9 protein-coding genes are annotated in these 11781 nt (G+C 35.6%); 5 read left to right on the forward strand and 4 right to left on the reverse strand.

Annotated elements, in window-relative coordinates; translation table 11 throughout:
* Positions 1-442 precede the first annotated feature (442 nt).
* Both ppa and yjgA read right to left on the reverse strand, forming a co-directional pair.
* Positions 443-973 carry an inorganic diphosphatase gene (gene ppa / locus A9G30_RS06680; RefSeq protein ID WP_065567931.1) on the reverse strand — a complete coding sequence of 177 codons (531 nt, stop codon included), beginning with the start codon at positions 971-973 and terminating at the stop codon, positions 443-445.
* A gap of 64 nt (positions 974-1037) precedes the next feature.
* Complete coding sequence (gene yjgA, locus A9G30_RS06685; RefSeq protein WP_065588442.1) at positions 1038-1574, reverse strand: ribosome biogenesis factor YjgA; 537 nt, start codon at positions 1572-1574, stop codon at positions 1038-1040.
* 77 nt (positions 1575-1651) lie between these two features.
* On the opposite strand from yjgA, the gene pmbA reads away from it, so the two are divergent.
* From pmbA to recG, 5 genes are all read left to right on the forward strand, one after another.
* Positions 1652-3004, forward strand: a complete 1353-nt coding sequence (gene pmbA, locus A9G30_RS06690) for a metalloprotease PmbA (protein ID WP_065588443.1) — start codon at positions 1652-1654, stop codon at positions 3002-3004.
* Positions 3005-3012: 8 nt separating this feature from the next.
* On the forward strand, positions 3013-4755 hold the full coding sequence (locus A9G30_RS06695; RefSeq protein WP_141672028.1) for a SulP family inorganic anion transporter: 1743 nt from the start codon (positions 3013-3015) through the stop codon (positions 4753-4755).
* Positions 4756-4905: 150 nt separating this feature from the next.
* Positions 4906-5196 carry a DNA-directed RNA polymerase subunit omega gene (rpoZ, locus tag A9G30_RS06700; RefSeq protein WP_065567934.1) on the forward strand — a complete coding sequence of 97 codons (291 nt, stop codon included), beginning with the start codon at positions 4906-4908 and terminating at the stop codon, positions 5194-5196.
* Positions 5197-5214: 18 nt separating this feature from the next.
* Positions 5215-7323, forward strand: a complete 2109-nt coding sequence (spoT, locus tag A9G30_RS06705) for a bifunctional GTP diphosphokinase/guanosine-3',5'-bis pyrophosphate 3'-pyrophosphohydrolase (RefSeq protein WP_065581439.1) — start codon at positions 5215-5217, stop codon at positions 7321-7323.
* 5 nt (positions 7324-7328) lie between these two features.
* Positions 7329-9422, forward strand: a complete 2094-nt coding sequence (recG, locus tag A9G30_RS06710) for an ATP-dependent DNA helicase RecG (protein WP_065588444.1) — start codon at positions 7329-7331, stop codon at positions 9420-9422.
* A gap of 90 nt (positions 9423-9512) precedes the next feature.
* Here the strand turns inward: recG and ulaG are convergent, their stop codons facing one another.
* Entirely contained in the window at positions 9513-10580 is a 1068-nt protein-coding gene (ulaG, locus tag A9G30_RS06715) for an L-ascorbate 6-phosphate lactonase (protein ID WP_065581437.1), read from the reverse strand.
* 26 nt (positions 10581-10606) lie between these two features.
* Entirely contained in the window at positions 10607-11368 is a 762-nt protein-coding gene (gene ulaR / locus A9G30_RS06720) for an HTH-type transcriptional regulator UlaR (protein ID WP_065588445.1), read from the reverse strand.
* Positions 11369-11781: the final 413 nt, after the last annotated feature.

An 11781-nucleotide genomic window follows, 5' to 3' on the forward strand; every position in this document is an offset into this window, starting at 1 on the left:
CCAAAACCCTTACTTTCGTTAAACCATTTTACTTGGCCTGTTTTTTTATTCATTTACTAGACATCCTAACAATAATTAATAATTAGCCTTTTAGGCTCGTATGGGCTTTAACACTGTATTAATTATGTAACTCAACACCATGATAAAGCTATCAAAATTACATTATTAAAGTTAATTGATTTCATAATTTCAACGTTGTTGTTTACCCAGTGCTATTACCGCATAAATTATAATCAAAAGCAAGATGTTAATAATAATTTTTTTTCTTAGAATATAGTTTTTTCTTAAATTTTTAGATAATTACCTAGAAATTGATAAAAGACAAATTATTGCATGATTCAAGTGCTGAAATTACTTCAAAAGTTGGCGTATTATAAAATAAAAAGCCATAAAATATTATTTTATGGCTTTGGATTAACAGTGACTTTTTTGTTATTCAATTTTATTTGTTTTTTGCTCGTTCAAATGACTCAAGTATTTCTTTACGAGCTGCATCGGCATTGTCCCAACCGTCAACTTTTACCCATTTACCTTTTTCTAACGCTTTGTATTGCTCAAAAAAGTGTTTAATTTGTGATTTAAGTAGTTCAGGTAAATCATCAACATCTTTAATGTGATCATATTCTTTTGACAGTTTAGTGTGAGGTACAGCAACAAGTTTTGCATCTTGACCAGCTTCGTCTGTCATTTTTAATACACCAACAGGGCGACAACGAATCACTGAGCCTGGTTGTAATGGATATGGCGTTGGGACTAAAACATCAACAGGATCACCATCTAATGATAATGTATTATTGATATAACCATAGTTGCATGGGTAAAACATCGCTGTTGCCATAAAACGGTCAACAAATACAGCACCAGTATCTTTATCGACTTCATATTTTATTGGATCAGCATTAGCCGGAATTTCAATCACAACGTAAATATCATCAGGTAATTCTTTACCAGCAGGTACATTTAAAAGTCCCATTTTTGTATCCTCTATCTAAGTTAGTATAGTGTTTGTTAATAACAGTAAGCGCACATTATAAAGATTATTCTGTATCACTCAATTTTTTTAAATGTTGAAAAATTTGCCTTGCCGTTTTGGTGGGTTTATTGGCTTCTTGCTCTTTTTTAGCTAAACGCGCTAAGGTACGCAGTTGCTGGCGATTGGCTGTTGGATATAAGCTCATGATAGTTTCCGCATCGCCTGTTGCAATCAGGTCATCTCGTAGTTTTTCGAGTTTATGAAATAAAGAAATTTGTTGATTATGACGATTTTTGAGCTTATCAAGGGCTTGGCTAATGGGATCGATATCTCGGCTACGTAGTAGCTTGCCAATGTATTGGATTTGTCTGCGATACCCTTCTTTTTTTATTTTTTGAGCAAGTTCAATAGCATAAATAAGATCTTCATCGAGAGGAATTTTTTCCAGTTCGTTTTTGCTTAAATTAACAAGCTCAACACCTAATTCTTTTAGCGCTTCCGCATCACGTTTGATTTCGCTTTTACTAACGTAAATGATTTCATCGTCTTGGGTGTCAATAGCAAAGTTGGGTTCTAAATTTGTCTCTTGATTATGATTCATATTATTTCTTTTGTTAACTAATATTCAATTCTAGCTTATTATAACGTATCACTAGCAGAATTGTAGAAAATAATAAAATGAGTATTGAACAAATTAAAAAAGAAGCGATAAACCAAAAAGAAAATTTATCAGCTATTGTCGCTAATGCTATTAAGCAAGCAAAGTCACGAGTGGATGCCGTTGAAGTATCGATTAATCAATCAACGGGTATTAGTGTTAGCACCCGAATGGGGGATACCGAAAATGTTGAATTTAATAGTGATGGGGCATTATCCATTACTGTTTATCAAAACCAACGTAAAGGCAGTGCATCAACCAATGATTTATCCCCTTCGGCGATTTTGCAAACGGTGGATATGGCGATTAATATTATGCAATATACATCACCCGATCCTTGTTCTGGTTTGGGCGATGTAAGCCAAATGGCATTTAATCCTCCTGATTTGGATTTATTTTATCCAAGTGATTTAAATGTCGATAATGCCATTGAACAGGCAAAACAAGCTGAATTAACCGCACTCAATCATTCAAAACTAATTAGCACTGATGGTAGTTATTTTAGTAGCCGATATGGTGTTTATGTTTATGGTAATAGTTTAGGAATGCTACAAGGTTATTGTGCAAGTTCACATTCGCTTTCATGTTCAGTTATTGCCGAACAAGCAGGGCAGATGGAAAGTAATTATGCTTATACCTCGTCACGTGATTTTAGTGAATTAAAATCAGCAAGTTGGGTGGGTACGCAAGCAGCTGACAGAGCAATATCGCATTTAGGTGCTAAGCAAATCGCAACCATGCAAGCCCCAGTACTGTTTAGTGCTGAAGTTGCTGTTGGGCTTATTAGGCATTTAGTCAATGCCATCAGTGGTGGCGCAATTTATCGTAAATCCTCATTTTTATTAGACTGTGTTGGGCAGGCTATTTTTCCTAAATGGCTGACTATTTATGAAGATCCTTATATTTTAAAAGGTATTGGCTCTTCGCCTTTTGATAGTGAGGGCACAAAAACAGTTAAGCGTAATATTGTTGAGCAAGGCGTGTTGCAAACTTATTTATTAAGTAATTATTCAGCGCGTAAATTGGGTTTAACATCAACAGGTCATGCAGGTGGGATTCATAATTGGCTTATCTCGCCTAGCCAAACTCATGCTAGCTTTGATGATATGCTTAAAAAACTGGATAAAGGCGTTGTCGTTACTTCGTTAATGGGACAAGGTGTTAATAGTGTAACTGGCGATTATTCACGCGGAGCCACTGGATTTTGGGTTGAAAATGGGCAAATCCAATATCCTGTTAGCGAAATTACTATTGCCGGCAATCTTAAAGATATGTATAAAAACATTGTGGCAATAGGTAATGATGTCGAAACGAGAACTAATATTCAATGTGGTTCGATTTTGATTGATAATATGAGCATAGCTGGAAAATAAGGATTAGTATGGGTCGTTTTTTTAACAATGCTTTTTTTCAAAAATTAGCTTTGTGGATGCCAGGGTTAAGTAGCCTATTACAGTATAAGCGAGAATATCTTAATTTTGACATTAAGGCGGGTTTATCGGTCGCGGCAGTTTCGTTACCAGTGTCAATTGCTTATGCTGAATTGACAGGTGTTGGTGCTATAGCAGGACTATATTCGACCATTTTGCCTTTAATTGCCTATGCACTTTTTGGATCTTCGAAACAACTGATTGTCGGACCTGATACGGCAACATGTGCTGTCGTTGCGGCTGTTGTGTTGCCGTTAGCAGCTAATGATCCCATATTACGTTGGCAATTAGTCATGATATTAACAATAATGATTGGTATTTGGTGTATTATCGCAGGAAAGCTACATCTTGGCGCTTTGGCTGACTTGCTTAGCCAGCCTATTTTAATTGGTTTGCTTAATGGTATTTCAATCACCATTATGGTTGATCAGTTAGCAAAAACACTTGGTTTTAGTTATGATTATTCTTATCTGATTGAGCGAATCGTTTATTTACCTTTTAAAATATCGCAAATCCATATAGCCACTGCACTAGTTTCATTTTTTACTTTGTTTATTTTAATTGCTTTAAAGCGATTAAAACCGTTATATCCAGCGCCACTATTAGCCGTCATTGTGATGACATTTTTTTCATGGTTATTTAATTTTGAGTATTTTAATATTCGTATTATTGGCAATGTTAGTGGAGATTTGATTCCTGCCAAATCATGGCTTGATTTTGATAAAGGGTTGATGCGTGATTTAGTTGTGCCCTCACTGAATATTGCTATCATTTGTTTTGTTAGTATGATGATAACCGTGCGCAGTTTCGCATCCAAAAATAACTATGAAACCAACGCCGATATCGAATTTAAAGCGCTAGGTGTGGCTAATATTGTAGCGGGGTTATCACAAGGTTTTGTTGTTAGTGGTACCTCATCAAGAACAGCTGTTAATGATGCCAATGGTGGTAAAACTCAGCTAGTTTCAATTATTGCTGCAATATTAATTGGTATTGTCGTGTTGTTTTTTCTTTCGCCTTTACAATATATTCCCACTTGTGTATTAGGCATAATTTTGATTTATTCATCCATTTCATTAATTAATTTTCAAACAATCCTCCGCTTTTTTAAATTTGATCGAGATGCGTTTTATTTAAGTTTAACAACACTGATTTCAGTTCTTGTGATAGGTATTATTCCCGGTATGGCACTGTCGGTGTTACTTGGGATATTTTTATTTTTGCGCCGTGTATTTAGGCCGAAAGATCAATTATTAGGTGTTGATGCAAGTGGTCGAATTCATTCAATAAACCAAGGTGTTAAACCAATCAATAATACTCTGATTTATCGATTTAACTCTCCACTAACTTATTTTAATATTGCCTATTTTAAACGGAGAATTATTAGTTATATTGATGAAGCAAAAGAGCCAATAAACTATGTGATTGTTGATGCAATTCCTTGTTTTACTTATAAAGACGTGAGTGTGTTGTCAGGAATCGATGAATTAGTAAGATCCTTAAAAGTAAGAAACACCATGTTAATCTTATCAGGTCGGCGTAAAACACTCAAAAATTGGTTTAAACAAATGAATATTAAGCTTGATAACGATCATATTGATTTTGCTTATGATCTTTATTTTGCTGTGAGATTAGTTCAAAGTAAAAAGCATATGGATAATAAAATTGATGATGAATATGAAAAGTTATCGTAATCAATGATAAGAACCTAGCAATTTTTTATTATCTAAGATCTCTTTATTTCAATGTATAAAACAATATTAATATAGACAAATCACTACAAATTTAAGTAGAATATCAGATCTTTCAAATAAAGCATTTTAGTAAACAATTTAGAGGTGAAAATGGCACGTGTAACTGTTCAAGATGCAGTAGAAAAAATTGGTAATCGCTTTGATCTCGTTATTGTAGCAGCAAGACGCGCTCGTCAATTACAAGTTGAAAATAAATCTCCACTGGTTCCGGAAGAAAACGACAAAGAAACGGTTGTTGCTTTACGCGAAATTGAAGAAGGCCTTGTTAATAAACAAATTCTCGATATTGCTGATTTCCAAGCGCGTCAAGATGAAGAAGCAGAAGCACGTGCAACACTTCATGAGTCGATTCTTCTCGAAAACACACCATCATACGAATAAGCTTTACAGGAATTGCTTATGCAATATTTTGATAGCTTAAAAGAGGTTGTAGCATCTTATCTTCCTGCTAAAAAAGTGGAATTGATACAAGATGCTTATCTTTTTGCTAAAAATGCACATGAAGGGCAATTCCGATGCAGTGGTGAGCCTTACATCACCCACCCTGTTGCAGTTGCAACAAATTTAGCTGAGATGCGGCTTGATTATGAAACAATTATTGCCGCACTTTTACACGACACTATCGAAGATACTCCGGTTACCTTTCAAGATATTACGAATAAATTTGGTAAACATGTTGCCATTTTAGTTGAAGGTGTTTCTAAACTTGATAAATTAAAATTCCGTAATAGACAAGAGGCACAAGCTGAAAATTTTCGGAAAATGGTGCTTGCCATGACCGAAGATGTGCGTGTTATTTTAATTAAACTAGCTGACCGTACCCATAACATGCGCACACTCTGTGCCTTAAGATCTGACAAGCGCCGTCGCATTGCCAAAGAAACTCTCGAAATTTATGCCCCTTTAGCTCATCGTTTGGGCATTAATCATATTAAAACAGAGCTTGAGATTTTGGGCTTTACCGCAATGCATCCAAATCGTGCCAAAGTGATTGAAAAAGTAATTAAAACCGCGCGAAATACACGAAAAGAGCTTATCCAACAAATTTTGTCTGAAATACGTAATCGATTATTAGATGCTCATATTGACGCCGAAGTTACTGGTATCGAAAAAAACATTTATGCGATTTATCAAAAGATGAAATTGCGTGAGCAGCAGTTTCATTCCATTATGGATATTTATACGTTTAGAATTGTAGTAAAGGACGTTGATGCTTGTTATCGCGCTCTTGGGTTAGTGCATAATCTTTATAAGCCACGGCTTAATCGTTTTAAAGACTATATAGCGATCCCCAAAGCGAATGGTTATCAGTCATTACATTCATCGTTAATTGGACCTCATGGAACACCTGTTGAAGTACAAATCCGCACTGAAGATATGGATCAAATGGCTGAAATGGGCGTTGCTGCTCATTGGGCATATAACGAAACCGATGAAATGAACAATACTACCACGCAAATTAAAGCTCAGCGCTGGATGCAAAGTTTATTAGAATTACAACAAAGTGTGGGTAACTCTTTCGAATTTATCGAAAATGTAAAGTCTGATTTGTTTCCTAAAGAAATTTACGTTTTTACCCCTAAAGGGCGTATTGTTCAGCTACCTGAAGGCGCAACAGCAGTTGATCTTGCCTATGCAGTCCATTCTGATATTGGTTATCAGTGCATTGGTGCAATTGTTGATCGTAAACCTTATCCTCTATCGCAACCATTAAGTAGTGGTCAAACTGTTGAAATTATTACTTCATCGGAAGGGCGACCTAATGCTAATTGGTTAAGTTTTGTAGTTAGTGCTAAAGCAAAATCTCGAATTCGTCATGCGCTTAGGACACTTAAACGTGAAGATGCAATTAAATTGGGACGACGTTTACTCGATCTTTCGTTAGTTAAATCTGGCGGTATTAGTGAGTTATCATCAAATCAAAAAGCTCGTGCAGCTGAGTTAGCTAAATTGCCAACTTTTGATGATGTTTTGTCCGAAATTGGGCTAGGCAATATTATGAGCCATTTTATAGCTAAAGGATTAGAACATAAATCGCTATTACAAAATAAAACAGAACCCAATAAAACACTAGTTATCACGGGTAGTGAAGGCGTTTTGGTTACGTTTTCTAAATGTTGTCATCCTATTCCAAATGACCCTATCGTGGGACATGTCAGCCCAGAAAAGGGACTGATAGTGCATCACGAATCTTGTCGAAATATTTCAGACTATCAAAATAATCCAGGAAAATATATTCCACTTAAATGGGCGCCAGATATTTTTCAACGCTTTGTTGTTGAAATTTGGGTTGATATTTTAAATGTTCAAGGCGCTTTAGCGAATCTCCTTTCAATTATTAATGATGAAAATACCCACTTGCAGTGGTTAAATACCGAAGAAAAAGACAGACAAATTTATACCATCATTTTGCAAATAGAAGTAAAAAACACTCAGCAACTTAGTGAATTAATGCGGAAAATATCGCTACAGTCCGATGTAGTGAGCGTGACAAGAAATATAAATTAGTCATTATGATAAATCGATTTTTTGATCATTTGCCGTTGATAAAATTAACGGGGATTGGTGCAAGTTTAGAAAAAAAATTTAATACATTAGGTATTTATACCGTCAAAGATCTGTTATTGCATTTCCCTTTACGTTACGAAGATCGTACGTCGTCTTGTTCCATTGGCGATGCGGTTATTGGTGAGTTCACTACAATAGAAGGCGCTATAATCAAAAGTGAAGTTGCCTTTAAGCGTCGACAAATGTTAATTTGCTATATTCAAGATGATTCGGGCGTTGCCGTATTACGATTTATGCATTTTACACCCAGCATGAAAGCTTCTTTGATTAAAGGAAAATGGGTGAGTGCGTATGGCGAGATAAAACGTGGCAAAAATCATATTGAAATTATCCACCCACAATTTAAATTTAAAGCCAATGGAAACGAGTCATCAGTCACGTTAGATGATGCTCAAGAAAAATATACACCCATTTATTCAACGACCTATGGACTATCTCAAGCATTGATTCGACGGTCAATTATGGCTGCGCTTTTGTTGTTAAAAAATAATCCACCTAATGAAATTTTACCACCAGAGCTAGCATGCCTCTTTTTACCAGTATTGGATTCTTTAAATATTGTACATAATCCGCCTATTGATACTCAAATTGAACAATTAATGTTGGGTGAGCACTCAGCCATTAAACGATTTATTTTTGAAGAATTAATTGCTTATCATTTAAGTATGTTGATGCTAAAAAAGCATAATCAAAAACAGCAAGCGCATTTGTTTTCTCCAAATCAATGCTTGATTAAACCATTTTTATCATCATTGCCTTTTAAACCAACTTGTGCTCAGCAACGTGTTGTGCAAGAGATTTATCAAGATATGACAAAACCGGTACCTATGATGCGATTAATTCAGGGGGATGTTGGTTCAGGCAAAACATTAGTTGCTGCATTAGCTGCATTAAATGCCATTGAAAATGGTTGTCAGGTAGTATTAATGGCGCCGACAGAAATATTAGCAGAGCAACATTATAACAATTTTAGTACTTGGTTTGCACCGTTGGGGATTAATGTTGATCTGTTGTCGGGGAGATTAACGGCTAAAAATAAACGACAGTGTTATGAGCGTATTCGAAATGGTGACAGCACGTTATTAATTGGTACTCATGCGGTGTTTGTTGATAAAGTGGAGTTTAACTCGTTAGGATTAGTCATTATTGATGAACAGCATCGCTTTGGTGTAAACCAGCGTCTAAGCCTGTGGGAAAAAGGTATTAAAGATAATTTCTTTCCACATCAATTAATTATGACCGCAACACCTATTCCTCGAACACTAGCAATGACCGTCTATGCTGATTTAGATGTTTCAGTTATTGATGAATTACCACCAGGGCGAACACCAATTACTACGGTAGTAATACCAAATACTCGTCGAGATGAAATTATTGAACGGGTAAACCAAGCTTGTTTAGCAAATCGTCAAGTTTATTGGGTGTGTACTTTAGTCGAAGAGTCCGAAACACTTGATGCGCAAGCGGCCGAAATGCTGGTTACCGAATTACAAGCCCGTTTACCCCATTTAAGTATTGCGTTAGTACATGGCAAAATGAAATCGGATTTAAAACAATCCGTCATGCAAGCTTTTAAAGCTGGGAACATCCAATTACTTGTTGCAACAACAGTTATTGAGGTTGGTGTTGATGTGCCTAATGCGAGCTTAATGATCATTGAAAATGCTGAGCGATTGGGTTTAGCTCAATTGCATCAATTACGTGGACGAGTTGGACGAGGATCAGCCGTATCGCATTGTGTATTGATGTATCAAGCCCCCCTAAGTAAAGTTGCTCAAGCGCGCATGAAGGTGATGCGTGAAAGTAATGATGGTTTTGTTATTGCACAAAAAGATCTTGAACTTCGTGGCAGTGGCGAAATTTTAGGTACCCGGCAAATGGGTATAGCTAATTTTAAGGTTGTCGATTTGGTTCGTGATCAACATTTGATTAGCCAAGTGCAACAAGCCTCTTATGACATTCAAAAACACTACCCGCAAAGTGCTACTCAACTAATTGATTGCTGGTTGCCAGATCGTGAAAGATACATTAATGTTTAATTAATTGGAGTAAAGAGATTGATGTGTGGACGGTAAAAAGCATTGTTTGAATCAGTCCACACATTGAAGCCTAATAATTATATTAGCCAATTATAAGAATGATCGATACGGCAATTCTGGTTCATCGGTAAAAATATCTCTAAAGCCACGGTAATGCTGATAATGCATTTTATGTTTATCGGTTGGATAAGTGTATCTACCACCAACTTGCCAGAAGAAAGGCGTAAATCGATAATCAAGACGATCTTTCTTCATTTGCCATAATACTTCAATTTCGCGTGGGTCACTTTGAAAGTTTGCCCAAATATCGTGATGGAAAGGGATCACAACTTGAGTATTAAGCGATTCAGCAGCACGTAAAATATCGGCTGATGTCATTTTATCCGTCACTCCTCGCGGGTTTTCACCATAAGATAGTAATGCCACGTCAATTTTGTAGTCATTGCCATGTTTGGCATAATAGTTAGAGTAGTGGGAATCGCCCGAGTGGTACAACGAACCTCCTGATGTCTCAAATAGATAATTAACTGCTCTATCATTCATGCCATCTAAAATAGATTTGTCGGTAGATGAAACGCCTTTTGGCAAAGTAACTAACGATGTTCTATCAAAAGAGTCTAATACGCGAATTGTAATATCACCAACCTCAATCGTTTCCCCCACTTTGGCAACAATACAACGATCATCTGGCACGCCCCAGCTTTTCCACAATTCTACACAAGCTTTCGGGCCAATAAATTTTACTTTTGGTGAACAGTTTTGAATAACTGCTGCAGCAACATTGACATCAATATGATCGGCATGATCATGAGTTGCCATCACTGCATCAATTTCTTTAATTGCAAAAGGATCAAGAACAAATGGGCTAGTTCTTAAGTTTGGTTGCAATTCACGGACTCCACCCATTCGCATCATTTGATGCTGTTTGTTCATTAATGGATTTGCGTGAGTTTTTTTACCAGTGCCACACCAAAAATCAACAGAAATATTGGTATTACCCGCTGATTTTAGCCAAATCCCCGTACAAGCAAGCCACCACATAGTAAATGTATTGGGTTTGACCTCTGTTGTTTCGATCTCCTCATTAAGCCACGTTCCCCATTCAGGAAATGTATTTAATATCCACGATTCACGGCTAATTTCATTTACTTTACTCATACTCTGTTCCTTCTACAATTTAATTGTTAAACTAAAATAACCTCAACGCCTTGCTCCTTAATGCATTCAATTACGTCCTTATTAGCTTGTTTTCCTGTGATTAAAATATCTATTTTATTAATAGGGCAAAAAAGCATGCCTGAATTGGCTTTGGTATCAATTTTGGAGCTATCAACTACAACAACTAATTTCTCGGTTTTTTCCAATATCTGTTGTTCAGCTACAGCGCCTAATATTTCGTTTTTATAAAGACCTGTTGGTGTTAATGTTTTACCACTGGTAAACATCCACTTGCCAGCATAAGAATCGGTTATGTTAGCAATAGGATTAAGAATAATATTTTGTGTTTTGTTATATAATCCTCCCATAATGATGACATTTTCATGATCATGCTCAATTAAGTAACAAGCTAATGGAAAATAATTAGTAATAATTGAAACATTTTTACCGCACAGTTCACGGCCAAGTAAAAAAGCCGTAGAACCGCAATTTATAACAATATTTTCGTCACAGTTGCATAATTGTGCAGCTCGAATTGCAATACGGGCTTTTTCGTGATAATGATCGGTATTATTACTATCAATCGGTACCCAAATTGGTTTTATTTCTTCTAATCGCATAATACCATTGCGGACTTTTTTAACGCGCCCTTCCTGATCTAGCTTAGTAATATCGCGCCTTGCTGTTGCTGGCGATATAGCAAATTTTGCGATTAATTCGGACACTCTAACCATACCTTTTTCGTTGACTAACGCTACTATTTCATTATGTCGTGCAATTTCGTTCATTTTTTCTTACATTTCATTTTGATTAAATATGATTATTTTATCGTAATTTTTATTTGTATTATTGTCAATTGCTATAATTTTATTTATTAATACTAATATTTTTTAATTTGTTGATAATAATAATTTTAATTTTTTTTGTCTTTATATTTTATTTAAGTTGTGATGCTGATCACATATGAAATTATAGTTTGTTGAGAAAAGTGATCCTTGTCAAAACAATCATAAATAATCATTGAATGATTTATTTTGATTGTGGAATATAACAAGTGTTTTTAATGAGCGATGATAAATAAAGTAAAGTAATCAGCGGTTCCATTCATTTACTTTACGGATTATAAGAAACTTGATGAAAGGCAATTAAATGAAACTCAATATCAGAGGTGAGTGTTGTTCGAGCAGTAAAAATGTCAATA

The organism is Gilliamella sp. Fer4-1, from assembly GCF_001690515.1.
Taxonomy (GTDB): domain Bacteria; phylum Pseudomonadota; class Gammaproteobacteria; order Enterobacterales; family Orbaceae; genus Gilliamella; species Gilliamella apicola_C.